This window comes from Octadecabacter sp. B2R22 (assembly GCF_018861045.1).
Classification (GTDB): domain Bacteria; phylum Pseudomonadota; class Alphaproteobacteria; order Rhodobacterales; family Rhodobacteraceae; genus Octadecabacter.
Genome location: NZ_JAHKQJ010000002.1, coordinates 419,284 through 445,688 on the forward strand (window position 1 = coordinate 419,284; position 26,405 = coordinate 445,688).

General features: G+C 56.1%; 27 protein-coding genes. 18 read left to right on the top strand and 9 right to left on the bottom strand.

Features of this window, described 5'->3' with window-relative positions:
* Positions 1-33: 33 nt before the first annotated feature.
* The gene (topA, locus tag KO486_RS02190; protein WP_216035584.1) at positions 34-2,721 is read right to left on the bottom strand and encodes a type I DNA topoisomerase; all 2,688 of its coding nucleotides are present in this window, start codon (positions 2,719-2,721) and stop codon (positions 34-36) included.
* A gap of 190 nt (positions 2,722-2,911) precedes the next feature.
* Between topA and KO486_RS02195 the strand changes: the two genes are divergently transcribed.
* Positions 2,912-3,088, top strand: coding sequence for a hypothetical protein (locus KO486_RS02195; protein WP_216035585.1), 177 nt, complete (start codon positions 2,912-2,914; stop codon positions 3,086-3,088).
* Positions 3,089-3,094: 6 nt separating this feature from the next.
* Here the strand turns inward: KO486_RS02195 and dprA are convergent, their stop codons facing one another.
* The 3 genes from dprA to tldD form a co-directional block, all read right to left on the bottom strand.
* Complete coding sequence (dprA, locus tag KO486_RS02200) at positions 3,095-4,249, bottom strand: DNA-processing protein DprA (protein WP_216035586.1); 1,155 nt, start codon at positions 4,247-4,249, stop codon at positions 3,095-3,097.
* A gap of 136 nt (positions 4,250-4,385) precedes the next feature.
* A complete protein-coding gene (locus tag KO486_RS02205) occupies positions 4,386-4,874 on the bottom strand; it encodes a hypothetical protein (protein WP_216035587.1) in 489 nt (162 codons plus the stop codon).
* Entirely contained in the window at positions 4,871-6,292 is a 1,422-nt protein-coding gene (gene tldD, locus KO486_RS02210) for a metalloprotease TldD (RefSeq protein ID WP_216035588.1), read from the bottom strand. Before tldD ends, KO486_RS02205 begins: the two co-directional genes overlap by 4 nt.
* Positions 6,293-6,486: 194 nt before the next feature.
* Between tldD and coxB the strand changes: the two genes are divergently transcribed.
* The 13 genes from coxB (at position 6,487) to ptsP (ending at position 19,704) form a co-directional block, all read left to right on the top strand.
* A complete protein-coding gene (gene coxB, locus KO486_RS02215) occupies positions 6,487-7,341 on the top strand; it encodes a cytochrome c oxidase subunit II (RefSeq protein ID WP_216035589.1) in 855 nt (284 codons plus the stop codon).
* Positions 7,342-7,426: 85 nt separating this feature from the next.
* A complete protein-coding gene (gene cyoE, locus KO486_RS02220; RefSeq protein ID WP_216035590.1) occupies positions 7,427-8,368 on the top strand; it encodes a heme o synthase in 942 nt (313 codons plus the stop codon).
* A 3-nt stretch (positions 8,369-8,371) separates the two neighbouring features.
* Positions 8,372-8,620 (top strand): hypothetical protein, encoded by a 249-nt coding sequence (locus KO486_RS02225; RefSeq protein ID WP_216035591.1) that lies wholly within the window; start codon positions 8,372-8,374, stop codon positions 8,618-8,620.
* Positions 8,617-9,219, top strand: coding sequence for a cytochrome c oxidase assembly protein (locus KO486_RS02230; protein ID WP_216035592.1), 603 nt, complete (start codon positions 8,617-8,619; stop codon positions 9,217-9,219). The genes KO486_RS02225 and KO486_RS02230 overlap by 4 nt, the downstream gene beginning before the upstream one ends.
* Positions 9,220-9,247: 28 nt before the next feature.
* Positions 9,248-10,051 (top strand): cytochrome c oxidase subunit 3, encoded by an 804-nt coding sequence (locus KO486_RS02235; RefSeq protein WP_216035593.1) that lies wholly within the window; start codon positions 9,248-9,250, stop codon positions 10,049-10,051.
* An 82-nt stretch (positions 10,052-10,133) separates the two neighbouring features.
* Positions 10,134-10,799, top strand: coding sequence for an SURF1 family protein (locus KO486_RS02240; protein WP_216035594.1), 666 nt, complete (start codon positions 10,134-10,136; stop codon positions 10,797-10,799).
* A gap of 1 nt (position 10,800) precedes the next feature.
* Positions 10,801-12,189: a threonine synthase gene (thrC, locus tag KO486_RS02245; protein WP_216035595.1), complete on the top strand. Its 1,389-nt coding sequence runs from the start codon at positions 10,801-10,803 to the stop codon at positions 12,187-12,189.
* Positions 12,186-13,451: a pitrilysin family protein gene (locus KO486_RS02250; RefSeq protein ID WP_216035596.1), complete on the top strand. Its 1,266-nt coding sequence runs from the start codon at positions 12,186-12,188 to the stop codon at positions 13,449-13,451. The genes thrC and KO486_RS02250 overlap by 4 nt, the downstream gene beginning before the upstream one ends.
* A complete protein-coding gene (locus tag KO486_RS02255) occupies positions 13,451-14,035 on the top strand; it encodes a GNAT family protein (protein WP_216035597.1) in 585 nt (194 codons plus the stop codon). Before KO486_RS02250 ends, KO486_RS02255 begins: the two co-directional genes overlap by 1 nt.
* Before the next feature lie 138 nt (positions 14,036-14,173).
* Positions 14,174-15,580 carry an FAD-binding oxidoreductase gene (locus tag KO486_RS02260; RefSeq protein WP_216035598.1) on the top strand — a complete coding sequence of 469 codons (1,407 nt, stop codon included), beginning with the start codon at positions 14,174-14,176 and terminating at the stop codon, positions 15,578-15,580.
* Positions 15,581-15,638: 58 nt separating this feature from the next.
* Positions 15,639-16,877, top strand: coding sequence for an aspartate kinase (locus KO486_RS02265; RefSeq protein ID WP_216035599.1), 1,239 nt, complete (start codon positions 15,639-15,641; stop codon positions 16,875-16,877).
* Complete coding sequence (locus KO486_RS02270) at positions 16,874-17,317, top strand: GNAT family N-acetyltransferase (protein ID WP_216035600.1); 444 nt, start codon at positions 16,874-16,876, stop codon at positions 17,315-17,317. Before KO486_RS02265 ends, KO486_RS02270 begins: the two co-directional genes overlap by 4 nt.
* Before the next feature lie 146 nt (positions 17,318-17,463).
* Positions 17,464-19,704, top strand: coding sequence for a phosphoenolpyruvate--protein phosphotransferase (ptsP, locus tag KO486_RS02275; protein ID WP_216035601.1), 2,241 nt, complete (start codon positions 17,464-17,466; stop codon positions 19,702-19,704).
* A 9-nt stretch (positions 19,705-19,713) separates the two neighbouring features.
* On the opposite strand, the gene KO486_RS02280 is transcribed toward ptsP, so the two are convergent.
* Together KO486_RS02280 and KO486_RS02285 are read right to left on the bottom strand one after the other, a co-directional pair.
* The gene (locus KO486_RS02280) at positions 19,714-20,523 is read right to left on the bottom strand and encodes an EcsC family protein (protein WP_216035602.1); all 810 of its coding nucleotides are present in this window, start codon (positions 20,521-20,523) and stop codon (positions 19,714-19,716) included.
* Positions 20,524-20,557: 34 nt separating this feature from the next.
* A complete protein-coding gene (locus tag KO486_RS02285; RefSeq protein WP_216035603.1) occupies positions 20,558-21,040 on the bottom strand; it encodes an N-acetyltransferase in 483 nt (160 codons plus the stop codon).
* A gap of 82 nt (positions 21,041-21,122) precedes the next feature.
* On the opposite strand from KO486_RS02285, the gene KO486_RS02290 reads away from it, so the two are divergent.
* Positions 21,123-21,728: a flavin reductase family protein gene (locus KO486_RS02290; protein WP_216035604.1), complete on the top strand. Its 606-nt coding sequence runs from the start codon at positions 21,123-21,125 to the stop codon at positions 21,726-21,728.
* A 3-nt stretch (positions 21,729-21,731) separates the two neighbouring features.
* Here KO486_RS02290 and KO486_RS02295 read toward each other — a convergent pair whose 3' ends face one another.
* Positions 21,732-21,983: a peptidase gene (locus tag KO486_RS02295; RefSeq protein ID WP_303435628.1), complete on the bottom strand. Its 252-nt coding sequence runs from the start codon at positions 21,981-21,983 to the stop codon at positions 21,732-21,734.
* An 80-nt stretch (positions 21,984-22,063) separates the two neighbouring features.
* Positions 22,064-23,689: a SulP family inorganic anion transporter gene (locus tag KO486_RS02300; protein ID WP_216035605.1), complete on the bottom strand. Its 1,626-nt coding sequence runs from the start codon at positions 23,687-23,689 to the stop codon at positions 22,064-22,066.
* A gap of 166 nt (positions 23,690-23,855) precedes the next feature.
* On the opposite strand from KO486_RS02300, the gene KO486_RS02305 reads away from it, so the two are divergent.
* From KO486_RS02305 to KO486_RS02315, 3 genes are read left to right on the top strand one after another with little or no spacing between them, the layout of a single operon-like run.
* Positions 23,856-24,725 carry an S-methyl-5'-thioadenosine phosphorylase gene (locus KO486_RS02305; protein WP_216035606.1) on the top strand — a complete coding sequence of 290 codons (870 nt, stop codon included), beginning with the start codon at positions 23,856-23,858 and terminating at the stop codon, positions 24,723-24,725.
* The gene (locus KO486_RS16405) at positions 24,722-25,393 is read left to right on the top strand and encodes a DUF2927 domain-containing protein (RefSeq protein WP_216035607.1); all 672 of its coding nucleotides are present in this window, start codon (positions 24,722-24,724) and stop codon (positions 25,391-25,393) included. Before KO486_RS02305 ends, KO486_RS16405 begins: the two co-directional genes overlap by 4 nt.
* Before the next feature lie 19 nt (positions 25,394-25,412).
* Complete coding sequence (locus KO486_RS02315; protein ID WP_216035608.1) at positions 25,413-25,955, top strand: adenine phosphoribosyltransferase; 543 nt, start codon at positions 25,413-25,415, stop codon at positions 25,953-25,955.
* 11 nt (positions 25,956-25,966) lie between these two features.
* Here KO486_RS02315 and KO486_RS02320 read toward each other — a convergent pair whose 3' ends face one another.
* Positions 25,967-26,383 (bottom strand): DUF1178 family protein, encoded by a 417-nt coding sequence (locus KO486_RS02320; protein WP_216035609.1) that lies wholly within the window; start codon positions 26,381-26,383, stop codon positions 25,967-25,969.
* Positions 26,384-26,405: the final 22 nt, after the last annotated feature.

Below are 26,405 nucleotides of genomic sequence, written 5' to 3' on the forward strand. Positions count from 1 at the left end.
AACGGGGGTGTCAATGAGTGCCGCACCGCAGCGTTATTCGATTACATCGTCACTGGTATCAGCCGTTTTACTAGCCGCGGGCTTTTTCTTGGCCGCAGGTTTCTTTTTCGTTGCGGGTTTCTTAGCGGCCGGCTTTTTGGCTACAGCTTTCTTGGCTGGCGCCTTTTTCTTTGCCGGAGCCTTGCGCGCGACTTTCTTGCCCGCCTTAGCGGCCCTTTCTTCGATAAGCGTGACTGCTTGCGACAATGTCAAATCAGCCACTTCGATCGTATCGGGGATCGTCGCGTTGATTTTGTCCCACTTAACATAGGGGCCGTATTTGCCATCAAATACATTGACCGGACCGCCGACGTCAGGGTGTTCGCCCAGTTCGCGCACAGGCACAGCGGCTTTGCCGCGTTGGCCACGGCTGGCGACCTTGGCGGCCAACAGTTCAACCGCGTGGTTCATGCCGACAGTGAACACATCTTCAAGCGTTTCGAGGTTCGCATTGGTGCCCCCACGATCGGACGTGGATTCCGCGTGTTTCAGATAGGGGCCATATCGCCCGATGTTGGCGAAAACGTTGACGCCATCTTCGGGGTGTTTGCCGATGAAGCGGGGAAGGGACAGCAGCTTGACCGCTGTCTCCAAAGTAACCTCTTCTGGCGGCCATTCTTTGGGAATGGATTGGCGGTTCGGTTTCTTGTTTTCTTCTGTGACTTCGCCGCGCTGGGCGTAAGGTCCGAAACGACCTTTGTGAATCCAGATTTTGTCGCCGTCATCTTCGCCAAGCATTTTGCCTTCTGGCGGAATGCCGGACGTGTCTTCAGCACCGGGAGGGCCGAACGCGCGGGTGTATTTGCATTCAGGGTAGTTGGAGCAGCCGATAAACGCACCGCCAGAACGGGCCGTGCGCATAGACAGACGTCCAGTCCCACAGTTCGGGCAAAGGCGCGGATCCGTGCCTTCTTCGTTTGGCGGGAAGATATGCGGCGCTAGAACTTCGTTAATTTTATCAAGTACTTCAGTGATGGAGTTGTCCATCGCTTCATCAATAGTGGTTTTGAAGTCGCCCCAGAAATCAGCGAGCACCTTTTTATAATCGGCGTCCCCAGCGGAGACGTGATCGAGATCTTCTTCAAGCGACGCTGTATAGTCGTAGCCCACGTATTTGCGGAAGTAATTGGTCAAGAATGCTGTGACCAAACGCCCTTTGTCTTCGGGAATTAGACGGTTCTTATCTTTGCGGACATACTCGCGGTCCTGAATCGTAGTTACGATCGACGCGTAGGTGGACGGGCGGCCAATACCGAGCTCTTCCATCCGTTTGACCAAAGTCGCCTCGGTGTAACGGGGCGGTGGCTGTGTGAAATGTTGTTCCGGCGTGACTGAGTTCTTGCTCAGCGCTTCGCCCTCGGCCATTTGTGGCAGCCGTTTATCATCGTCATCAACAACATCTGTGTCGACGTCATCGCGGCCTTCTTCATAGACACGCAAGAACCCGTCAAAAAGCATCACTTGACCAGTGGCGCGCAATTCGACCTGACCATCATCGCTGCCGATATCGACGGTTGTGCGTTCCATGCGGGCCGCTGCCATTTGGCTGGATACGGTACGTTTGTAGATGAGGTCGTAAAGCTTGCGCTGATCCGGATCGGCGATCTTGGCGCTTTCGGCATCCAGCATCAGGTCAGTCGGGCGCACACATTCGTGCGCCTCTTGGGCGTTCTTGGCTTTGTTTTTGTAGATGCGCGGCTCGGCGGGGACGTATTCCTTACCGAACTTGGTGGCGATGGCGTCACGCGCTGCGGTCACAGCTTCTGGTGCCATGTCGATGCCGTCGGTCCGCATATATGTGATCAGACCTGCTTCGTACAAACGTTGCGCGGCGTTCATTGTCATCCGTGCGCCAAAACCGAACTTACGGCTGGCTTCCTGCTGCAGCGTGGACGTCATGAACGGAGCGGACGGGTTGCGATTGGCGGGCTTTGCCTCGACCCGCTTTACGCTGAGGTCGCGGGACATAACTGCTTGTTGGGCCAATTCGGCCTGCGTTTCGTTCTCGAGGTCGAACTTTTCAAGCTTCTTACCCGCAAGAACCGTCAGGCGGGTTTCGACGTTCTGATTACGCGGTGTTTGAAGTTGGGCTTTTACAGACCAATATTCGCGGTTGTTGAACGCCTCGATTTCCATCTCGCGCTCTACGATGATCCGCAAGGTGACCGATTGCACACGGCCAGCGGATTTCGCACCGGGCAGGCGGCGCCACAACACAGGGCTAAGTTTGAACCCAACGAGGTAATCAAGTGCGCGGCGCGCGAGATAGGCATCCACCAACGGCTGATCAACGATACGCGGGTTTTTCATCGCTTCGGTTACGGCGGATTTGGTGATCGCATTGAACACCACGCGGCTGACGGGCGTGTCTTTCTTGATGACTTTGCGTTTGCGCAGCGCCTCTTCGAGGTGCCAAGAAATCGCTTCCCCTTCGCGGTCGGGGTCGGTCGCGAGGATCAGTTCGTTGTCGTCTTTTAGGGCGTCGGCGATGGCCTTTATGTGCTTTTTACTGTCGCTGGCGACTTCCCAAAGCATGTCAAAATCGTTGTCCGGATCAACGGATCCATCCTTGGGGGGCAAGTCGCGAACGTGCCCATAGGATGCTAGGACTGTATAATCAGACCCCAAATACTTGTTGATTGTCTTAGCTTTAGCCGGAGACTCGACGACAACAACAGGCATGGGAATCCTTTCAAAAGATACAAATCCGAACGTCGCGCAAAATGTGGGTGGGGTTGGGGGATTGTCAATGCAACATCTTGAGAATGAATTGACGTTGCGACAATTCCCCGCTGCTAAGGGCCATTTTGTTGCCTCGTTTTCTGTCTAAAACATCGGAAACTAGAGTTTTTTAGCAATGAGGTAAGAGCAAATGAACGAAGTGGTCATAGGGATATGCGTGTTTGCGGCTATTGCTGGATTTCTTTGGCTTGAACGTGCGTTCGATCGCCTCCCTGCGTCTCATTGGGTTAACCAGCTGCGCAAGAAATGGGGCCGTGATGGTTACAATACAGACGGCGATTTCGGTGACGGTGGTTGCGGCGACTAACGTAGATTAGTTGGCCCGTGCTAACAGTCCGCCAGCCTGTCGCACGACTTTCCCATCCAGTTCCAAATCCATCAATATGGGGGCCACCGCTGTTGGCGCGGCATTCAGCATGCGCAGCAATTGATCTTCGGCCATCGGGTTTGGACCGAGACGAGATAGGATATCTTGGTGAAGAAGTGCCGTTTCACGCAGGTTACGTGTTGAGGGTTCAGTCTGCGGCCCGTTTTGTTGGGCGTGCTGCAGGGGCAACTCTGGCGCCGCTTCTTTTGGGTCACCCATAAATTCAAGAACATCAGACGCACCGCGCACAAGGGTCGCACCGTCGCGGATCAGCATGTTGCAGCCAGACGCACGGGCATCAAACGGATGCCCTGGCACCGCCAAAACATCGCGCCCTTGATCAAGTGCAGTGCGGGCGGTGATCAGGCTGCCGGACTTGGCCGCGGCCTCGACGACAAGCGTTGCCATGCTCACCCCCGAGATGATTCTGTTGCGGGCGACAAAATGGCGGGCCATTGGGTGCTGGCCAATAGGTTGATCTGAAATGCGCAGCCCGTCTTTCGCGATTCTATGGGCTAGGGCCGCGTTTTCGGCGGGGTAGATCACATCAACCCCACCTGCGACGACGGCAACGGTCCCGCTGGAAAGGGCCGCGTCATGGGCGACCGCATCGATCCCGCGTGCGAGACCGGAGACAACTGTAAATCCCGCTTCACCAAGTTCGGCGGCAAGTTTGCGGGCCATTCGCGTGCCAAGTGATGATGCGTTTCGCGCACCTACCAATGCGATCATCGGTCGAGACATCACCGCGGTCTGCCCCATCATCCAAAGCATCACAGGGGCATCATCAATTTCAGATAGGGCCGTCGGGAAGTCGGCGTCGCCTTCAAACACCAAACGTGCTTTGGCGGCGCGCCCTGCTTTCAGCTCGGCGATTGCAACGCCTTCGGGGCAGGGGCGATAGTCGGACACTCCGGCGCTATTCGCGATCTCGGGGAGTGCGGCCAAGGCGGCACCGGCACTGCCATGTTCCCGTAATAAGCGACGGTAGGTCGCTGGCCCAACTCTACGAGAGCGCAAGAGGCGGAGACGGTCAAGCCGATCGTCTTCCGTGGTGGGTGGGAGTGGGGGGTGAGTGGAAGAGGTTTCGTCTTCGGTCATCCTGATCTCCGCCTGTTGCAGACTCAGGTGTAGGACTGCAAAGTTAACGGAAGGTTATCAAATCCCCTAGCTGTCTGATCTTTTTGATGCTTTGCCGATCAGGCCCAGAAGACGGCCCTCGCTTGGATCAGCGCAATTAAGCCGAAGTGTCGCTATTGGAGCGGGGAATGCCGATTGCTGTCGGGTGGATAAACCGTATCGAACCCCAGTACAGCAAGGCTAGAATAACACCGATGCCCATAAAGCCGATCACTTCGGGATGCAGGATGAACCGTCCACCGTTCAGCAAAATTGTCGTCAAAAGGCCGCCCAGTGCACCGCCCAAGACGGCAACGCCCCATCCAGCATGGCCTTTTGTGGCAGCCCAAGCGCTGGCCGGGACCGCTCCTAATAGAACAATCCATGAAAAAAGCGGAGAGACCACGAGAAGGAACGCCATTGAACCGATCATCTCGGGAGGGGTGGCACCAAGGTAAGACGCGAGCATCAGCATACCTTCTACAAGGGCCCCAATCGCGGGGGCGCCGAAGAGTATCGCGAGTGTTCCCGTTAAGACAGGCCAGTACCCGGCTTTTGCGACACCCGCAGGGGCGGTGCGCCAGAACGGGAACCGTGATGTTGTCACGCGGCGGCCCCGCCAACGGTTAATCCACCGATCATCAGACTTGGTTGGCCGACACCAACAGGCACCCATTGGCCCGCCTTGCCGCAGTTGCCGATGCCAGGATCCAGCGCCATATCATTGCCGATACCGCGAATCTGCTTCATCGCCGTCGCGCCGTCACCGATCAATGTTGCGCCTTTGACAGGTGCGCCGACTTTGCCGTTCTTAACGCGGTACGCTTCGGTGCAGGAGAACACAAACTTACCGTTGGTAATATCCACCTGACCGCCGCCGAACCCAACGGCGTAGATGCCGTCCTTCAATCCCGCGAGCATGTCCTTGGGGTCCGCGTCGCCGCCCAGCATATAAGTGTTGGTCATGCGTGGCATCGGAATATGGGCAAAACTTTCACGGCGTCCGTTCCCTGTCGGGGCCACTCCCATCAGGCGTGCATTTTGGCGGTCTTGCATGTAGCCAACCAGCACACCGTCTTCGATCAATACGTTCTTGGCGCTGGGCGTGCCTTCGTCATCTACAGTGATGGAGCCCCGCCGATCCGGAATGGTGCCGTCATCCAGTACGGTTACACCTTTCGCGGCCACCTGTTGGCCCATGAGTCCTGCAAAGGCGGATGTGCCCTTGCGGTTGAAATCACCCTCAAGCCCATGGCCAACGGCCTCATGCAGCAAGATTCCGGGCCAACCTGGTCCAAGCAAGACATCCATAACGCCAGCGGGCGCTGCCTCGGCCTCTAGATTTACGAGGGCGATTCGCAACGCTTCTTTGGCGACGGGTTGCCAATGTGATGGGGATGTAAGCCCGATAAGACCCGCACGGCCGCCACCGCCCATGCCGCCAGATTCGCGGCGCCCGTTCTCTTCGACGATCACCGAGATGTTGAGACGGCTCATTGGGCGGGTGTCGGTCACCAACATGCCGTCAGGGCGCAAAATCACGACCTCTTGGTGGGAGGCAGCCAGCGTGGCGCTGACCTGCACGACCCGTGGATCCAGATCACGACAGAAGGCATCAATTTCTTTCAGCAGGTCAATTTTTGCGGGGAAGGTTGCTTCGGCCATCGGATCCGCGTCGGTGTAAAGAACCGTATTTGTGCGGGCAGGGCCATCAGCCAAAGACCCACCGCCATCGCCCACGGCGAGACGGGTTGTTGCCACGGCGCGGCGCAGGGCGTGTTCATCGATTGTGGTCGAATGGGCATAGCCGGCCACTTCGCCACGAACCGCACGCAACCCGAACCCTTCGGAAGCGTCATAACTGGCCGTGCGAATGCGTCCGTCATCGAACGAAAGAACCTCAGAGCGACGACGCTCGAGGAACAATTCACCGTCATCAGCACCAGCGGTCGCATCGCGCACCATCGCCAAGGCCGAATCCCGATCCAAATTTGTTTCAAACGGGCGAAAGGGGTCGTGCGACATAGATTTTTCCTGTCTGTTTCTTTGATTTAGATCAAAAAGCGACCCTTTGACACAGCAACAAGGGGGGCAATCTCTTGAGTTGGCTCACAGGATATGGGATGACCGCGTTTGAATACAATGGGATTCCGTCTGGAACCTCTTGGGAATGAAAGACTGCGCGGGGCCGCGCCATTATCACAAGGATCAAAAAGCAGATGATGACATTTGTGAAACGACTGGGCTTAGCCGCCGGGGCAGCATTCGGTGCAAACGCCGCAACAGCGCAAACTGCAATCGAAGACCTCGAAATTGTGGGCGCTCCGACGCCTGGCGCCATGGGCTTTCAGCCTGCAGCGACTGAACTTGCCCGCGACTTGCAGTGGTTAGACGGGTTCTTGCTCGTCATTTGCACAATCATTACTTTGTTCGTTGTTGGCCTGCTGGCGTGGATTATTCTGCGCTACAACGCCAAACGGAACCCTGATGCCGCAACATTCACGCACAACTCTCCACTCGAAGTGGCTTGGACGATTGTTCCGATTGTGATTCTTGTTTTCATCGGCGCGTTCTCCCTGCCGATCCTGTTCAAGCAGCAGGAAATCCCTGAGGGTGACATCAACATCACGGTGACAGGTTACCAGTGGTTCTGGTCTTATGAGTACACAGACGAAGACATCTTCTTCGAAAGCTACATGATCGGCTACAACGAAGGTAACTTGAGCGATGATATCGTCGCACAGCTTGAAGAAGCGGGTTATTCCGAAGACGAATTCCGCCTTGCGACAGACACTGCCGTTGTTGTGCCAATGGGTGCGACTGTTGTGATGACTGTAACAGGTGCGGACGTGATCCACTCTTGGACGATCCCAGCATTCGGCGTGAAGCAGGATGCGGTTCCTGGCCGCTTTGCTCAGCTTTGGTTCAACGCTGAACGTGAAGGCATTTACTTTGGTCAGTGTTCCGAGCTGTGTGGTAAGGACCACGCTTACATGCCGATCACCGTCAAAGTCGTACACCCTGACGTCTATGAGGAATGGCTCGCCACTGCGCGCGAAGAATTCCCTGCCTAAATTTGAGCGGGGTGGGGCGAACCCACCCCCTCACTCTCTTTCGCCACTGTTAGGTGGGTGACGCCCACCTACCCAAAGGAAGCACATGACCGACGTGACCAATCAAACACAGATGCAAGAAGCGCAGATGGGCGATTACTTCGCCTTGATGAAACCGCGCGTTATGCAGCTGGTCGTGTTTACAGCCCTCGTTGGTTTGCTGGTTGCCCCTGTCGGCGTGAACCCGTTTGTCGGCTTTGTTGCGGTCTTATGCATCGCAGTTGGGGCCGGGGCCTCGGGTGCTTTGAATATGTGGTGGGATGCTGACATCGACGCTATCATGAAGCGGACCGTCAACCGTCCAATCCCATCGGGTGCGGTACAGCCGGGCGAAGCCTTGGCCATTGGCCTAACGCTGTCCGTTTTTGCTGTCGTTCTGTTGTTCTTGGCGACGAACATTCTGGCAGCTGGCCTGCTGGCCTTTACCATTTTCTTTTATGCCGTTGTCTATTCCATGTGGCTGAAACGCTCGACCCCACAGAACATTGTGATTGGTGGCGCCGCAGGTGCCTTTCCTCCGATGATTGGCTGGGCCGTCGCAACGGGGAGCATTTCTATCGAAAGCATCCTGATGTTCGCGTTGATCTTTATGTGGACACCCCCGCATTTCTGGGCGCTGGCCCTGTTCGTGAAATCTGACTACGGCGACGCTGGTGTGCCAATGTTGACCGAAACGCACGGTCGCACCGTAACGCGCAACCATATCCTTGCTTACTGCCTGCCGCTGGTGGCTGTAGCGCTGGGTCTTGGGTTCACGTCTATCGGCGGGCCGTTTTACTTGCTCGTTGCTGTTGTGCTGAACGTTTGGTTCCTGAAGGGGTGCTTTGCGATCTGGAAACGCACCGACGCAAACAGTGATGCCGACAGCCACGCTGTGGAGCGTCGCACATTTGTCGTCTCCATCTACTATCTGTTCGGCCATTTCGGCGCGCTGCTTATCGAAGCGGTTCTGCGCGCTTACGGGCTGACCGCTTGGGCGGGGTGGTGAACAATGGCGATTAAGGTCGAACATGAAATTCACACACGTCGCAAAGGCCGCAATACAGGTGTCTTCTTGTTGCTGTTCGGCATGGTCGGGATTGTTTTTGGTCTGACAGTGGTCAAGGTTTTGGGCTTGTCCGACATTACCCAGATGGAACGTTTTGATCACGTTGCCCGCCCGCAACTGGAGCCGGGCGCGATGGAAGCCGCACAGCAGCGCGCCGATGACGCAGCAGTTCAAAGTGAGGCGTCCGAATGAATTTGAACCCGTTCAGCCGAATCCCTAACGGGACGTCGCGCACAGCAGCGCAGGCGGTGTCCGTGGTTGTTTTGATGGGCGGATTAGCATGGGCGTCTGTGCCATTTTACGATTGGTTCTGCCGCGTTACTGGATTTGGAGGCGTCACAAGCGTTGCGCAGTCCGGATCTGAAACGATTCTGGACCAAACGATCACCGTCCGCTTCGAAAGCTCCACGGCACGTGACATGCCTTGGACATTCAAACCAGTGCAGCGGGAAATGGAAGTCCGCATCGGTGAAACTGTCCTTGCCTATTACGAAGCAACGAACCCGACGAATGAACCAATTGCCGGTGCTGCATCTTATAATGTTGCCCCCTACGAGGCGGGCGCATTCTTTGAAAAGATCGACTGTTTCTGCTTTGAACAGCAAGTGCTGCAAGCGGGCGAAACCGTTTCAATGCCCGTTTCCTTCTTCGTCGACCCAGCGATCGTCGATGATTATGAAGGTCGCTATATCCATACCATTACTTTGGGCTATACATTCCATCGCAATGACCTGCCCGAAGAAACCCAGAACGCCGCGCTGGACATTGTCCAGCCAACCGACTTGAATTGAAGACCAAACCCACAAGGGAAAGACAGCCATGGCCCACGAAAAGAACCACGACTATCACATTCTGAACCCCTCAATCTGGCCATTGCTGACCGGCGTTGCCGTCTTTGTAATGCTGTTTGGTGCGGTTCTTTGGATGGATTCCTCCAGCAACCCTTACCTGTTCTTGATGGGCTTTATTGGCGTTCTGTACTGCATGTACGCTTGGTGGGCTGAAGTTATCGTTGAAAGCCACCAAGGCGATCACACTCCAGTTGTTCAAATCGGCCTGCGTTATGGTTTCATCATGTTTATCATGTCCGAAATCATGTTCTTCGCCGCTTGGTTCTGGTCGTTCTTCAAGCACGCCATGTACCCTATGGGCCCACAATCCCCTGCGATTGACGGTCAATTCCCACCAGTCGGTATTGAAACATTTGATCCTTGGCACCTGCCACTGATCAACACGTTGATCCTGCTTTGCTCCGGTGCGGCAGCGACTTGGGCGCACCACGCGCTGGTCCATGAAGACAACCGCGAAGACGTTAAGTACGGCCTTATCCTTGCTGTTGTTCTGGGTGTGATCTTTACGATCTTCCAAGCCTATGAATATAGCCACGCGGCCTTTGGTCTTGCTGGCAACATCTACGGCGCGAACTTCTTTATGGCGACCGGCTTCCACGGGTTCCACGTGGTGATCGGTACGATCTTCCTGTTCATCTGCTACCTGCGTGTGCGCAAGGGGCACTTTACCCCTGAGCGTCACATCGGGTTCGAAGCGGCAGCTTGGTACTGGCACTTTGTTGATGTGGTTTGGCTGTTCCTGTTTGCAGCTGTCTACGTCTGGGGCCAGTAAGGTATCTTGACGCCAGTCATGTGACACGACAAGACGCGCAAGGATGCACCCTTGCGCGTCTTCTTATTTGAGGCTCCTCCCCATGCGGAAATTTCTCTTTCCCCTTGTGATAGGTCTTGGCGGACTCGTCGTCCTGTTGTGGCTTGGAATCTGGCAGGTCAACCGGCTGGACTGGAAACAGGGCGTCATTGAAGACATCAACGGCCGCCTTGCGGCAGCCCCTGTGCCTTTGCAGGAACGGGTCTTACCCGAGGTTGATAATTACCTTTCAGTGATCGTTGAGGGCGCGGCCACGGGCGAAGAGATCCGGTTCCTCGACAGTGGTACAGCGGCGGGAACAGGCCATCACATCATCTCGGCTTTCGTAACGACAAGCGGGCGACGGATCATGATCGATCAGGGGCTCTTGCCGCTCTATGCCGATCAAGGGACCCCGATGACCGAGCAAGTGACGGTGCAGGGCAACCTGATTTGGCCTGATGATATCTCGGACCAGCCGCCGTCTGGCGACGAATGGTATGCCCGCAATGTTCCCGCGATGGCCGAGGTGCTAAAAACCGAACCGATCCTTATTCAACTCTACGCCGCAAGCGCGTATGACGAACGCCTGACGCCGTTGCAGGTTGATACTCGCAACATAAAGAACGACCATCTGGAATACGCGATCACGTGGTTCCTGTTGGCGGTGGTTTGGGCCGCAATGACGATTTTCTACATGGTGCGGACGATGCGCCGGAAGGACAAGTAAGATGAAATATGTCTCAACCCGTGGCGCTGCGCCTGACCTGACATTCGAAGAGGCGATGATGACGGGCCTTGCGCGCGATGGCGGGCTTTATGTGCCAGATGTAGTCCCCACGCTGAGCCATGATGACATCGCAGCCATGGCGGGCCAGTCCTATGAGGAAATCGCGTTCACCGTGATGCGCCCGTTCATTGGCGATACCTTTACCGATGATGAGTTTCGCGGATTGATTGAGGCCGCCTACGCGGATTTCAACCACGCTGCCCGCGCGCCGCTTAAGCAGCTCGACAACAATCACTTCCTGTTGGAACTGTTCCACGGCCCAACGCTGGCGTTCAAAGACTTCGCAATGCAGTTGATTGGCCAGATGTTCCAAGCCTCGCTTACGCGGTCTGGCAAACGGATCACGATTGTTGGTGCGACGTCCGGTGATACTGGGTCCGCCGCAATCGAAGCCTTTCGTGGCCTGAGCAATGTGGATGTTTTTATCCTGTTCCCCGACGGTCGCGTGTCGGATGTTCAACGCCGTCAGATGACGACGCCATCCGAATCCAATGTCCATGCGCTGGCGCTCGATGGTGATTTCGATGACTGCCAAGCCGCGCTAAAGGACATGTTCAACGATTTCGAATTCCGCGACGGCGTGAACCTCGCTGGCGTAAATTCAATCAACTGGGGTCGCGTGTTGGCCCAAGTTGTCTACTTCTTCTCTTCTGCCGTCGCTCTTGGTGCTCCGCACCGTAAAGTTAGCTTTACCGTTCCGACGGGTAATTTCGGGGACATTTTTGCGGGTTATATCGCAAAGAAAATGGGCTTGCCGATTGAACAACTGATTATTGCGACAAACCAGAACGACATCTTGCACCGCACACTTGAAACGGGCGCGCAGATCAAAGAAGGCGTTACACCGTCGATAAGTCCATCCATGGATATCCAAGTGTCGTCCAATTTTGAACGCGCGTTGTTTGATGCCTACGGGCGCGACGGGGCGGTTGTTGCCGAGCAGATGGAAGAGCTCAAGAACAATGGTGCATTTACGATCAGCCAAGGTGCGATTGAAATGTTGCGAGATACCTTTGATTCAGGCCGAGCATCCGAGGATGAAACTTACGCCGCAATCAAATCCGAGCTGACACGTTCTGGCGAATTGCTGTGCCCGCATTCCGCCGTGGCCGTCAAAGTTGCAGACGAACACCAAGGCGCGACTCCGATGATTACACTGGCGACAGCGCACCCCGCCAAGTTCCCAGCGGCTGTAGAAAAAGCTACGGGTCAGCACCCGCCACTGCCACCACATATGGCGGACCTTTTTGATAAGCCTGAACGTATGACGCAGGTGCCAAACGACCTCGCGGCGTTGCAATCTCTCATCAAGGAGCGGCTGAACACGTGACCGTCCAACAACATACGCTCTCAAATGGGTTTCGCATCGTCACCGAACAGATGGCAGGGCTGAAATCCGCCTCGATTGGCATTTGGGTGACCGCAGGTGGTCGCGACGAACGTGCCGATCAAAATGGCATCGCACATTTCCTTGAACATATGGCGTTCAAAGGGACCGAGAGACGCACTGCGTTGCAGATTGCCGAGGCGATCGAAGACGTGGGCGGCTACATCAATGCCTACACCTCTCGCGAGATGACAGCCTATTACGCCCGTGTTCTGGAAAACGATGTGCCGTTGGCGCTGGACGTTCTGGCAGACATTCTGCTGAACCCTGTGTTCGATCAAAACGAGATCGAAGTCGAACGCGGCGTGATCTTGCAGGAAATCGGTCAGGCCCATGATACCCCTGACGATGTGATTTTCGATTGGCTTCAGGAAGAAGCCTACCCGAACCAAGCGTTGGGCCGCACGATCTTAGGACCAAGCGAACGGGTGAGCAGTTTTTCACGCGCGGACCTGTCGGACTTTATCGGCGAACACTACGGTCCAGATCAAATGATCCTGTCGGCAGCCGGTGCCGTTGACCCGGATGAGCTTTTGGCGTTGGCGGAAAAACTATTCGGCCATCTGCCGCCACGATCCCAGCCGCATAAGGCTGAAGCTGCGGCCTTTGCAGGTGGTGAGCGGCGTGTCGTTAAGGGGCTTGAGCAAGCACATTTCGCGCTGGCGTTTGAAGGTCCGGATTACCGCGACCCCGGAATTTACGCCGCGCAGGTGCACGCCATTGCCATGGGCGGGGGCATGTCTTCGCGGCTGTTCCAAGAACTGCGCGAGAACCGCGGGCTTTGTTATACGATATTTGCGCAAGCAGGAGCCTATGCTGATACGGGCCTGATGACCGTCTATGCGGGCACTTCGGCGGATCAATTGGGCGACCTTGCGACCCTGACGATCGACGAGCTGAAACGCGCCGCCGATGACATGAGCGCCCAAGAGGTTGCGCGTGCGCGATCCCAAATGAAGGCTGGTTTGTTAATGGGGTTGGAAAGCCCGTCCAACCGCGCCGAACGTTTGGCCCGCATGGTGGCGATCTGGGGCAAGGTGCCGACAATTGAGGACACAATCGAACGCATCGATTCCGTGACAACGGGGGATGTTCGGGCGTTTGGTTCTGATTTGGTGACACGTTCTGCGGCGGCGATGGCGCTTTATGGTCCAATCGATGAAGCGCCGACGCTTGAGGCGCTTAAGGCCAGGTTGGTGGCCTAATGTTGCGCACAAAGCGAAAAGTACGGATTGAGACAGACCGACTTACGCTTCGTCCGCCAATCCATTCGGATTTTCGAGCGTGGACAGCTTTGCGACAAGAGTCGCGGGACTTTCTAACACCGTGGGAGCCCACATGGGCCAGCGATCATCTATCCCGCAAGAGTTTTACCAATCGAGTGTATTGGGCGCAGCGGTCCGTCTCCAACGGAACGGCTTTGCCGTTGTTTTTGGTCCGCCGCAGTGATGAAGCCTTACTCGGGGCGATCACGCTGGATCATATTCGTCGTGGCCCCGCCCAAGCGGGCACGACAGGCTATTGGATCGGCGAGCCTTTTGCGCGGCAAGGTTATATGCGCGAGGCCATTGGGGCTGTGGTGCATTATGCGTTCACGAGGCTCGATCTTAGCCGGATTGAAGCCGGGTGCTTGCCCCAGAACACGCCGTCCCGTGCTTTGTTGGAAAAGTGCGGTTACAAATACGAGGGCGTAGCGCAGAGTTATTTGCAAATCGATGGTCGCTGGCGCAACCACGTCCTATACGCCAACCTGCGCCATGACCGTCGTGGGAAGACCGACGTCGGGTGATAGGCTTGCAGCGGGCGTTTTAGTACGCTTGCAGCGGGCGGGGGGCGCCCCTTCGGGGCGCGTTAGGGGCGCTGCCCCTCGGCCTGACGGCCTCACCCCGAGGTATTTGAGAAACAAAGGCAAACCGTAGGGACTTAGATGACATTGAACACAGCAGATGACGGGTTTGTTGCGCGGTTGCGGAAGCTTTTGCCAGAAGCTGCGTTTCAAGCGGATCCGACCGGGTTTCTACAAGAACCGCGCCGGCGGTGGTCCGGGCGCGGGGTTGTTGTATCGCCGGCCAGTGTTGCTGAGGTTTCGACGTTGATGGCCGCGTGCTTTGAGGCGCATGTTCCTGTGGTGCCCTATTCCGGTGGGACCGGATTGGTGGGCGGACAGATCACCGAAGCGTTTGAGCCGATCATCCTGTCGCTTGCACGGTTGAACACCGTTCGAGGCGTTTACGTTGATGAGAATGTTTTGGAGGTCGATGCGGGTATTATTCTTGCTGATGCCCAACAGGCGGCGGCTAATGTTGGGCGGCTTTTTCCGCTGTCTTTGGCCTCTGAAGGGTCCGCGCGGATTGGCGGGTTACTGGCGACGAACGCGGGGGGATTGAATGTTATCCGCTACGGCAATGCACGGGCGCAGTGTTTGGGGCTTGAGGTTGTGCGGGCTGATGGCACGATTTGGAACGGCATGAGCCGTTTGCGCAAGGACAACACGGGGTATGATCTGCGGGATTTGATGATCGGGTCCGAGGGGACGTTGGGCGTGATTACCGGTGCGAGTCTGCGTATGATGCCACGCCCTGCGGATGAGGCAACTGCGATGTTTGTGGTGAAAGACCCAGCTGCGGCAGTGGCGCTGCTTTCGCGCGCGGGAGAGCAACTGGGTGAAAGCATAACAGCGTTCGAGCTAATCCACCGACAAGGTTATGATTTCTTGGATGAAGTGGCGCTGGAGTATCGTGCGCCCTTTGCCACGACACCGGAATGGTGCGTCTTGACGAAGGTCGGTGTGGGGCAGGGCCAATCCGCACAAGCCGCGCTTGAGACCCTGTTTGAAGCCGCTGGCGACCTTATCGTTGATGGGGTGATTGCACAGTCACACCAACAGGCAGATGATATGTGGGCCATCAGGGAATTGATCCCCGAAGGCAATCGCCGTATCGGATCGATTTCCTCGCATGATATTTCTGTACCAATTTCCAAGGTGCCCGAGTTTATTGCGAAAGCACCAGACTGCTTGGCGCAGATCGGGGCGTTCAGGATCAACTGTTTCGGGCATCTTGGGGACGGCAATTTGCACTATAACGTCTTCCCCCCCGAAGGGCGCGCCCGCGATGAGTTTACCAACCAGCGTGAAGACATCAAAACGGCGGTCCATGACCTCGTTCATCAATTTGGCGGGTCTGTCAGTGCCGAGCATGGCATCGGGCGTCTGAAGGTCACGGATTTAGAAACCTATGGCGATCCGGCAAAGCTTGCGATGATGCGGGCGATCAAGGATGCGCTTGATCCGCGTGGTATTCTTAATCCTGGTGCTGTTCTCGCGGTGCGGTGACCTTGCACTGGGCGGTCCTGCGTCGTAACAGGGCGCGGATAAGGAATAAGGGTGAATTATGCCAGTTCTGGTTATGAAATTCGGCGGCACAAGCGTCGCGACCGTCGACAAGATCCGGCGCGCGGCCAAGAAGGTCGGCGTTGAGGTCGCTAAAGGGTACGACGTTATTGTGATCGTGTCCGCGATGTCCGGTGAGACCAACAAACTTGTGGGTTTCGTGAACGACACGTCGCCGCTGTATGATGCGCGTGAATACGATGCGATCGTATCATCCGGTGAAAACGTTACGGCTGGCCTTATGGCGCTGACGTTGCAAGAAATGGAAGTGCCCGCGCGCAGCTGGCAGGGCTGGCAAGTGCCGGTTCAAACGACAAGTGCGCACGCCAACGCACGGATCGAAGAGATCCCGACAGATAACATCAACGCCAAATTCGGCGAGGGCATGAAAGTTGCTGTCGTCGCCGGTTTCCAAGGGATCAGCCCTGAAGGTCGGATCACAACGCTTGGGCGCGGTGGGTCTGATACAACTGCTGTGGCCTTTGCGGCTGCATTCGACGCTGAGCGTTGCGACATCTACACTGACGTTGACGGCGTCTATACAACCGATCCACGCGTCACGGATAAGGCCCGCAAGCTGGACAAAATCGCGTTTGAAGAGATGCTGGAGCTCGCGTCATTGGGCGCCAAAGTCTTGCAGACGCGGTCTGTTGAACTGGCTATGCGATACAAAGTGCGCCTGCGCGTGCTATCATCATTTGAAGAACAATCTGACGAAGCCGGAACGCTCGTCTGTGCGGAGGAAGAAATCATGGAATCCAACGTAGTAGCAGGCGTCGCTTTTAGCCGCGACGAAGCAAAAATGACATTGATCTCTGTGGCGGACCGCCCAGGCATCGCTGCCGCAATCTTTGGCCCATTGGCCGAGGCAGGCGTGAACGTCGATATGATCGTGCAAAACATCTCTGAAGAGGGCCGCACGGATATGACCTTTAGCTGCCCGATCGATCAGGTGGCCCGCGCCGAAAAAGCGATGGCAGAGGCGAAAGCCAATGATGAGATCAACTTCCATGATTTGGTCGCGGACACGGATGTTGCCAAGGTATCTATCGTTGGGATCGGGATGCGTTCGCACGCGGGTGTTGCTGCAAAAATGTTCGCCACGTTGCGCGACGAGGGGGTGAACATCAAAGTCATCACCACATCCGAGATCAAGACATCCGTTCTGATTGACCGCAAATACATGGAACTGGCTGTTCAGTCGCTGCATGACGCATTTGAGTTGGAAAAAGTAGCATGAGCCTAGTTGTTCGCCCCATTGACGTCGCGGACCACGCGGAATGGGACGGGCTTTATGCGGCCTACGCTGAGTTCTACGGCGTAGAGCAGACCGCCGAAATGCGTGACCGCGTGTTTGAATGGCTGACGACCCATGCTCACGAAGTGAACGGGTTTTGCGCTTTCAACGAAGGTGAGATGGTCGGGATCACCCACTACAGGGTCTTTGCACGTCCTCTGGCTGCGGCAACAGGTCTGTTCCTTGATGATCTGTTTGTATCCCCCGAGGCCCGTGGAACGGGTGCGGCTGGTGCATTGATTGATGCTGTAAGAGGCGAAGCGCAGAAATATGGCCACAGCGTCGTGCGTTGGATCACAGCCGAGGACAACGCCCGTGCGCGTGGTCTTTACGACAAAATCGCGGAACAGACCGCTTGGGTGACCTACGACATCAAAGTTTGACGCAATAAGTGTCTTTTTTTGAATAGATGCCGCAAAATGCTGCGGCACCAAAGCACATTGTAAAATGTCTCCAAACCTTCATGGTATGACCATTGCGGCAACGTTCTCCCACAGGTAGTGTTGGTGTCGCGCGTGTGGGAGTGGAAATGCCTCAAGGATTTGAATCTGAAAGCCGAAAACTTCTCGGGCGGCTGCGCGATGTCATGGCGAGTGGCGTCGAAGGGCAGGCGCGTCTGGACGAAATCGTTGGCCTGATTGCGTCTTCGATGCAGGCTGAAGTGTGTTCGATTTACTTGTTTCGCGACGCGGAAACGCTGGAACTTTGTGCCACTCAAGGTCTTGAGCAAGAGGCCGTTCACCAAACCCGGATGCGGTTGGGTGAAGGTCTGGTCGGGCGCGTCGCAAAAACACGTATGGTCGTAAATACGGCGGATGCACCCGCCGCCAAAGGGTTCCGCTACATGCCGGAGACCGGCGAGGAGCGCTATTCTAGCTTCTGCGGTATTCCGGTGCAGCGCCTTGGCGAAACGATGGGTGTATTGGTTGTACAAAGCCGAGACCCAAGGGAATTTACCGCTGATGAGGTGTACGCCCTCGAAGTTGTCGCGATGGTTCTGGCCGAGATGAACGAGCTTGGCGTCTTTGTTGGCGAGGGAGCAGCCCTGCGCGCGCGCCACCAAGAGCCGGTATTGTTCAGAGGGACCGTGGGACAAGAAGGGGCTGCGGGGGGCAATGTCTACCTGCATGAACCTCGCGTGGTCGTCACGAACGTCATTGCCGATGACCCAGAAGCCGAAACGATTCGTCTTCGCGAAGCCGTCGATACGTTGCGCATATCGGTAGATGATATGTTGACCCAGACAACGACGGTAAACACGGATCAACAACAGGTTCTCGAAGCCTATCGCATGTTCGCCAATTCTCGCGGTTGGATGCGCCGGATGGAAGCGGACATCGCCCAAGGTCTATCTGCGGAAGCCGCCGTCGAGAAAGAACAATCTCTCGCACGGTCTCGGATGGGGCAAGCGGACCATTATTTGCGCGACCGCCTGCATGATCTCGATGATCTATCCAACCGGCTGCTGCGAATCCTAACGGGACAAAACGCGCAGACGGGGGCTGACATGCCCGACGCGCCCGTTCTTGTGGCCCGTAACATCGGACCGGGTGAATTGCTGGAATATGGCAAGACGCTCAAGGGCATCGTGCTTGAGGAAGGATCCGTCGGGAGCCACGCAGCCATTGTTGCACGCGCATGGGCGATCCCGCTGGTTATCCGCGCGAAGGGGATCACGACCGAAGCGTTGAACGGTGACCGTATCCTCGTTGATGGGGAACAGGGCATTGTCCACTTGCGGCCCGATGACACCGTCAAAGCCGCCTTTGGTGACAAGATTGCGATGCAGGCCGCTGCACAGGCGCGCTATGCTGGCATTCGTGATCTTCCTGCCATGACAAAATGCGGAACGGTTGTGTCTTTGCACATGAATGCGGGCTTGATGGCCGACCTTCCGTCGCTCGAAAGTTCGGGCGCTGAAGGTGTTGGTTTGTTCCGGACCGAGTTGCAGTTTCTAATCCGCAGTCAAATGCCGAAACGTGCTGAGTTATCAGCGCTTTATGCGAGAGTAATGGATGCTGCGAAAGGCCAGCGCGTGGCGTTTCGCACGCTGGACATCGGGTCGGACAAAGTGCTGTCCTACATGAAGGCAATCGAAGAACCCAACCCTGCAATGGGCTGGCGTGCGATCCGTGTTGGCCTTGAAAAACCGGGTGTCTTACGGATGCAACTTCAGGCGCTGTTGCGGGCGGCAAATGGACGTCCATTGTCTGTGATGTTCCCTTTCGTGGCCCAGCTGGAAGAATACCGCGCAGCGCGCGCCGAGTTCGACAAAGCGATGGCGCGGGAACGCCGCCTTGGTCATCCCGTGCCCGACGATTACAAAATCGGAGCAATGCTTGAGACGCCCAGCTTGGCTTTTGCCCCTGACGTTTTCTTTGACGAAGTTGATTTCATTTCGATTGGCGGCAACGATCTAAAGCAGTTCTTCTTTGCGGCAGACCGTGAAAATGAACGTGTTCGTCGTCGCTACGATACCTTGAACGTGAGTTTCCTGACGTTCCTTGAGCAGCTTATTGCTCGCTGCAAGGCGCACGGTACGCACGTTAGCTTTTGCGGCGAAGATGCGGGACGCCCAATCGAAGCCGCCGCATTTGCAGCCCTTGGTTTGCACAATCTGTCGATGCGACCTGCATCTATTGGACCTGTCAAACATATGCTGCGCCGGATCGATCTTGGGGAGGTTAAGTCGATCATCGACGAGTCTCGAATACGGGGCGACCAATCTGCCCGCGAGGCCATCAGCGATTACCTACGCGGTCAGGTATAGGCCCAGATTTCAGGCTTTTAGAAGCGGGCTCGTCAGTTTGGACAGCTCTTCGTGGAACGCATCCGCGACCTCATTCTCACCGAAATCACGGCCGAGGGAGCGCAGCCCGAAATGCACATGTGCGATGTCGGTGTAATAGCTGACAAAAGTGTAATTGGTGCCAGCCCCCGCCGCAGCGCCCAAGATTGGTACGGCCTGACCCGCAAGCTTTTGACCAAGGACCGTGGCAAACTGGGGGGCGACTTTGCTGATCAGCTTGTTGATCGCGGCCCCTGACAGGCCAATGCGCGCGCCGATGAAACTCGTATCAACGCCGTCGTCATCCTTTCCGTGACCTCCTTTGCCAAACACCATCAGGCATTGGGCGCGGGTTTCGGGCGCGGTTGGGTCTTCGCCGTGCGTTTCAGCAACATGCTGCACGGCGCGGAAAATCATTGTTGTTGCGATGGGGAGTTCGGCAAGGGCTGTCGGCAGACCGCCAAGTCCACCAATTGCACCGGAGACCGAGGCAAGAGCTTTATGCGCACGATCAGACGCCACAACGCGTCCGATGCCACCACGACTGCGCCCCGCCGCATCATAACTGGCCCGCAATGCGCGCACGGCCGCGCCGTCCAGACGGGTGCGGGTTGCATCAGGCAGTAGTTTCAGCCCGTCTTCGACTTGTCCTCCAAGGAACGTCACAACTTGCATGAGCACGCCAGACGCCGCGTGTTGGCGGGCGGCAAGGGCCTTAATGCGGGCGCGTTCTGCCTCGCCTAAGGGGGCAGGTGGGTTACGGGGGGTGATGTTTCTCATTGTGTCGGGATCAGCTGTCATACCCTTAATATGGGCATGAAGTGGCGATTTTCAATTAATCGAGCGAATCAAGCCGCTTTCGGACACGCCCACGAACACCCGCCCACGGGCCAAACCCGAGCACACGATCAGGGTTCGTTGGCGGTGGCATCACCACGCCATTTAGGGGGCGAAACCCGAAGCGTTCGTAATATGGCGCGTCACCAACCAGCAGTACACGTGGCCAGCCAGCGGGGGCTGCGCGTTCCAAGACATCACTGATCATGAGCCCGCCGAGGCCTTCGCCCTGTCGCGTGGGGTGCACGGAAACAGGGCCAAGCAGCAATGCGTCATGGGCCTCAATGCGGATCGGCCAGCATCGGATCGCGCCGCCAATCTCTCCGTCATCATCTTGCACGACACTGCAAAAATCGGGAACCGGCGGAACGTCATCGCGAAGACGATATGACGACAGCGCCTTGCGCCCAGGCGCAAAGGTCAGATCATAGAGGGCCTCAACGCCCCACCAGTCATCGGCAGTTTCTTGTCGCAGTTCCATGCGCTTAGGTTTCTTCGTGTTTTGCTTTCAATGCAAACAAGTTATTGCTTTGCCCTAACGATAACAAACCACTGAGGCGCAGATGTTTTACCAACCTAAAGACGGCCACGGCTTGGCCCACAACCCGTTCAATGCCGTTGTAACACCGCGCCCGATTGGCTGGATTTCGACCCGTGGTGCGGATGGATCAGACAACCTTGCACCGTACTCGTTTTTCAATGCGGTTGCTTATGACCCCCCGCAGGTGATGTTTTCATCGACCAGCGTGAAAGAAGATCGAGGGGATACGAAAGACAGCGTTGCCAATATTCGTGAAACTGGGGTCTTCGCCGTCAACATTGTTGAATATGCCATGCGCGATGCGATGAACCGCACGAGTGGCATGTGGCCAAGGGAGACCGATGAATTTGCCGACGCTGGAATCGAAAAAGCGGCTTGCCAAATAATCGATTGCGCTCACGTTGCGGGCGCACCTGCGGTTCTGGAATGCCGTATGACCCAAATCATCAAGATCGAAGGGGCCGCGAATTTCGCGGTATTTGGCGAGGTCGTCGGCGTTCATCTGCGCGATGATTGCATGGTGGGCGGTGCATTCGATGTGACGCAGTTCCAGCCATTGGCCCGCGGTGGGTATAAGGATTACTCGGTTGTGCGCGACGTCTTCCAGCTCGTGCGGCCAGACGAATAACGCTTAATGCACCACGAAATAACGCACGAGACCGTAGATGTAGAACACCGAAAACATCAGGTTCAGCCATTTCAATTGGGGTTCTGTGCGCAGCCAGCCACAATAACACCAGATGATACAAAATGGCAGGCTGAGCGACATGGCTAATAAGTGCCACCCTTGAACAATGGCCAGCGTCGATCCAACGCCTAAGACCACTGCAAACTGCTTCATCCACCGCTCATAGGCGGCGAGGGCCATAAGACCGTTTCTCACTCCGATTGCTCCAAGAATAGGCGTCCCGTGGACCCGGGTACGTGCGCCTGTAATCTCCTTAGAACATCAATGTGTTCGGATCAATGCCCGCCAATAATGCCAGTTTTCACCGAGTAATCGACCGCGATTTCGTAGTCAGGGTCATCGTCGCTATCCACAACCAAGTGGCCAGCCTTGGAAAGCAGTTGATGGCAATCATGCGTAAGGTGGCGCAGTTGGATCGCTTTGCCTTGCTCTTCGTATTTGCCGGCGACGGCTTCGATGGCTTGCAGCGCGGATTGATCAGCGACGCGGGACCCTTCAAAATCGATGATGACTGATTTCGGGTCGTCATTCACTGTGAACAATTCAACAAAGCCTTCAGCCGAACCGAAGAACAGTGGCCCGTTGATCTTGTAGACCTTTGCGCCCTCTGGCGTGACGTGGGTATTTGCGTGGATGCGACGCGCGTTGGACCATGCATAGGCGAGTGCAGACACGATCACACCAACCACAACGGCAATGGCAAGGTTTGTCATGACGGTCACAACAGTTACCAGCACGATGACGAAAGCATCCATGCGCGGCACCTTGGTCATCACTTTGAACGAGTTCCACGCGAAGGTACCGATTACGACCATGAACATGACGCCAACCAATGCGGAAAGCGGGATTTTCTCAATCAAGCCGGAAGCAAACAAGATGAATGCCAACAAGAACAACGCCGCTACCGTACCAGCGATGCGCGTACGACCGCCGGATTTCACGTTGATCATCGATTGACCGATCATCGCACAGCCACCCATGCCACCAAAGAAACCAGTGACGGTATTTGCGACACCTTGGGCGATACATTCTTGAGATGCGCCGCCTCGTTTACCAACAATTTCACCAACCAGGTTCAATGTCAGCAGGCTTTCGATCAAACCAATGGATGCCAAAACAAGCGAGAAAGGCAGGATAATATACAAAGTCTCAAGCGTAAGAGGGACCATCGGAATGTGGAAAGGTGGCAGGCCGCCTTCGATACTCGCGAGATCACCGACCAGCAGAACATCGAGGTCCAGCGCGATTGCAAGAATGGCAACGATGCCAATGCCTGCCAATGGCGCTGGAACTAGGTTTGTGATCTTCGGCCAAACCCAAATGATCGCCATGGTCAGCGCCGTCAGTGCCAACATGAGGTACAGTTTTGTTCCAGTCAGCCATTCGCCATTTGGAATCCCGTGACTGCCGCCATGTGCCGTTCCGGGCACTTGGAACTGGCCAAGCTGGGCAAGGAAAATAACGATCGCGAGCCCGTTAACAAAGCCCAACATCACAGGATGAGGCACAAGGCGAATGAATTTACCCCAATGCATGAACCCGACGACGAGCTGAAGCAGTCCCATTAAAACGACCGCAGCAAATAGGTATTCAATACCGTGCAAAACCACAAAAGCAGTCATGACAACGGCCAACGCACCTGTTGCGCCGGAAATCATCCCCGGACGACCACCGATCAGAGCTGTAACCAAGCCCACGATAAACGCTGCATATAGCCCGACCAGCGGGTCAACACCTGCAACGAACGCAAAGGCAACAGCTTCGGGCACAAGCGCGAGAGCAACCGTCAGGCCAGACAGCACTTCGATGCGTAGACGATCAGGTGTCAGATTGCGGCTGGATGGCTTTAGATCAGCGTCTTCAAGACGACCGACAAGATTAGCGAGGATGGACTGACGCAACGGAGCACCTAATTGTTTGGGGTTCTTTGGCCGCCGTTTAGCCCAAGGTGCCTGCGCTGTCACCCCTTGGATGCCTTTCGCGGGTTTTATGGGCCGTTAAACGATTTGAACTCTTCACAAGTTGGAACATGCACGGCAGGGTTGAGAGACAACAAGGCGGGGATTTATGCAAACTAAACTCGGAATCATCGGCGGATCGGGCCTATACGATATCGAAGGCTTAGAAGACGCCAATTGGGTCTCCGTGGACAGCCCGTGGGGTGCGCCCTCAGACGATGTCTTGTGCGGCACGTTGCACGGCGTTGAGATGGTATTTTTGCCGCGCCACGGGCGAGGGCACGTTCATTCGCCAAGCACCGTCCCGTATCGCGCCAACATTGACGTGTTAAAACGACTTGGTTGCACCGATGTTATCTCAGTCTCTGCGTGCGGATCGTTTCGCGAAGAAATGGCACCAGGGGATTTTGTGATCGTCAGTGACTTTATCGACCGAACCTTTGCCCGTGAAAAGTCGTTCTTTGGCACAGGCTGTGTGGCGCATGTCAGTGTGGCGCACCCTGTGTGTTCGCGTCTTGGTGACGCTAGTGAAACTGCGGGGATAGCCGCTGGTGTGACCGTTCACCGCGGCGGCACTTATCTGGCGATGGAAGGCCCGCAATTCTCGTCGCTCGCTGAAAGTAAACTCTACCGTGAGGTCTGGGGCTGTGACGTGATCGGCATGACCAATATGCCCGAAGCGAAACTCGCCCGCGAGGCGGAGTTTTGCTACGCTTCAATCGCGATGATCACGGACTATGACAGCTGGCACCCCGATCATGGCAGCGTCGATATTTCCGACATCATCGCGACGCTGGGGGCCAATTCCGCAGCGGCCAAAACGACGGTGGCGGGGATTGCGCAAATCCTGTCTGGTGAACGCGAGCCATGCCCGTGCGGATGTGACCGTGCCTTGGAATTTGCGATCATGACAGCACCGGATGCACGCGATCCAGCACTCTTGGCCAAACTGGACGCCGTTGCAGGCCGCGTACTGTGATCTGCCGTATTCTTGCATGGATCGGGGTTGCTGTGTTCACGGCCCCAGTTTTTGCGCAGGAGTACGTGACAACAGACGGCCCACTGAGCGACACTGACTTCTACCGACTGGTGTCATGCGCTGCACGACCCGGGGAAGGCTGCAACGAACCCATCATTCATTGGGGGCATCGTGTCGTCACGGTGACGTTTGCGCCGATCCCGATTGGCTACTCAACCGAACTCGCGCGCGAAATGGATCGCGCTCTTGGGGCGGCGGTGGCGCAGATCAACGGCGCGGTCTCGGGTATTACAGTACGCCGCGTTTCCAAATCCCAACCGGCGGACATTGTTATCTATCTGCAACCCATCCGCGCAGGCGACGTGGTACGCGGTACAGGATATTCCCAATTGGATGGAACCCAGATCGGGGCGGCATTGGTGCAAGTGTTCTGGGACGAAAACCTTAAACTGACCGAAGCGGCGATCGTCTTTGCAGGCGATCTTCCGATTGATCAAGCTGGCTCTGTTATGGTCGAAGAACTCAGCCAAGCGATGGGTTTGATGACCGATATTCGAAATCCGCACTACAACACGTTGTCGGTCTTTTCCGAGGACAGTAACAGTGTCGCAAAACTTGGCCGCCAAGACCGAGAAGCGCTGAGACGTCATTACCCAAACACCCCCTAACCTCTAACAAGGAACCAAGATGAAACCGCAACGAAAGACCGTTCAGGACTATATCCGCACCATCCCCGACTTCCCCCACGAAGGGATCATGTTTCGCGATGTCACGACACTTTTTGCTAACCCGCGCGGTTTTCGCATGGCGGTGGATCAGTTGCTGCACCCTTACGCGGGTGAAGACATTGATGTGGTTGTGGGCCTTGAGGCGCGAGGGTTCATTTTGGGGGGCGCGATTGCGCACCAACTTGGCAAAGGGTTCGTCCCGATCCGCAAGAAAGGCAAGCTGCCCGGTAAGACGATTGAACAGGCCTATTCGCTGGAATACGGCGAGGCCGTGATGGAAATGCATGACGATGCCATCGAGGCGGGCGCAAAGGTTTTGGTCGTGGATGACCTTTTGGCGACGGGCGGTACGGCTGAGGCCGGTATCAAACTGCTCGAAAGGCTCGGCGGCGATGTCGTGGGCTGTGCCTTTGTTATCGATCTTCCAGAACTCGGTGGACGCGAAAAGCTCGAGAAACTGGGACACGACGTTCACATTCTATGTGAATTTGAAGGCGACTAGGCTCTTTCGGGTTAGTTGGATTTGCGTTTGGGCATGAAGGGTAGCGGGGCCACGGGCACGCCATCCTCGATCAGCTTTTTGGCCTCGTCCAATTTGGCCTCGCCGTAGATCGCGCGTTCGGGGGCGTCTCCGTCGTGCATCTTGCGGGCTTCTTTGGCGAAACCTTCACCAACGTATTCGCTGTTTGCTTCAACGTCTTTGCGCATCTGGGTGAGGGCGGTTTCCGCATCTGATTGCGGTGACTTGAGTTCGGGCGCCTTTGATTTTGACTGAACACTCGGTGCCATCAAAGACCGCTTAACATCGCTGGACCCACAGATCGCACAAGACAAATGGCCTGCATCGGCAAGGGCATCAAACCCGTCTGACGACTGAAACCAGCTGTCGAACTGGTGGTATTCGTTGCATATCAATGTATAGCGGATCACTGTTTTATCGCCCTTTCTCTCT

Bases quoted from the DNA above. Each gene is read 5' to 3' on its own strand.
- cyoE (WP_216035590.1), top strand. From the start codon at position 7,427: ATGACCGACGTGACCAATCAAACACAGATGCAAGAAGCGCAGATGGGC.
- KO486_RS02315 (WP_216035608.1), top strand. From the start codon at position 25,413: ATGAAACCGCAACGAAAGACCGTTCAGGACTATATCCGCACCATCCCC.
- coxB (WP_216035589.1), top strand. From the start codon at position 6,487: ATGATGACATTTGTGAAACGACTGGGCTTAGCCGCCGGGGCAGCATTC.
- ptsP (WP_216035601.1), top strand. From the start codon at position 17,464: ATGCCTCAAGGATTTGAATCTGAAAGCCGAAAACTTCTCGGGCGGCTG.
- KO486_RS02305 (WP_216035606.1), top strand. From the start codon at position 23,856: ATGCAAACTAAACTCGGAATCATCGGCGGATCGGGCCTATACGATATC.
- topA (WP_216035584.1), bottom strand. From the start codon at position 2,721: ATGCCTGTTGTTGTCGTCGAGTCTCCGGCTAAAGCTAAGACAATCAAC.
- KO486_RS02280 (WP_216035602.1), bottom strand. From the start codon at position 20,523: ATGACAGCTGATCCCGACACAATGAGAAACATCACCCCCCGTAACCCA.
- KO486_RS02260 (WP_216035598.1), top strand. From the start codon at position 14,174: ATGACATTGAACACAGCAGATGACGGGTTTGTTGCGCGGTTGCGGAAG.
- KO486_RS02230 (WP_216035592.1), top strand. From the start codon at position 8,617: ATGAATTTGAACCCGTTCAGCCGAATCCCTAACGGGACGTCGCGCACA.
- KO486_RS02285 (WP_216035603.1), bottom strand. From the start codon at position 21,040: ATGGAACTGCGACAAGAAACTGCCGATGACTGGTGGGGCGTTGAGGCC.
- KO486_RS02290 (WP_216035604.1), top strand. From the start codon at position 21,123: ATGTTTTACCAACCTAAAGACGGCCACGGCTTGGCCCACAACCCGTTC.
- KO486_RS02195 (WP_216035585.1), top strand. From the start codon at position 2,912: ATGAACGAAGTGGTCATAGGGATATGCGTGTTTGCGGCTATTGCTGGA.
- thrC (WP_216035595.1), top strand. From the start codon at position 10,801: ATGAAATATGTCTCAACCCGTGGCGCTGCGCCTGACCTGACATTCGAA.
- KO486_RS02240 (WP_216035594.1), top strand. From the start codon at position 10,134: ATGCGGAAATTTCTCTTTCCCCTTGTGATAGGTCTTGGCGGACTCGTC.
- KO486_RS02270 (WP_216035600.1), top strand. From the start codon at position 16,874: ATGAGCCTAGTTGTTCGCCCCATTGACGTCGCGGACCACGCGGAATGG.
- KO486_RS02235 (WP_216035593.1), top strand. From the start codon at position 9,248: ATGGCCCACGAAAAGAACCACGACTATCACATTCTGAACCCCTCAATC.
- dprA (WP_216035586.1), bottom strand. From the start codon at position 4,249: ATGACCGAAGACGAAACCTCTTCCACTCACCCCCCACTCCCACCCACC.
- KO486_RS02255 (WP_216035597.1), top strand. From the start codon at position 13,451: ATGTTGCGCACAAAGCGAAAAGTACGGATTGAGACAGACCGACTTACG.
- KO486_RS02265 (WP_216035599.1), top strand. From the start codon at position 15,639: ATGCCAGTTCTGGTTATGAAATTCGGCGGCACAAGCGTCGCGACCGTC.
- KO486_RS02225 (WP_216035591.1), top strand. From the start codon at position 8,372: ATGGCGATTAAGGTCGAACATGAAATTCACACACGTCGCAAAGGCCGC.
- tldD (WP_216035588.1), bottom strand. From the start codon at position 6,292: ATGTCGCACGACCCCTTTCGCCCGTTTGAAACAAATTTGGATCGGGAT.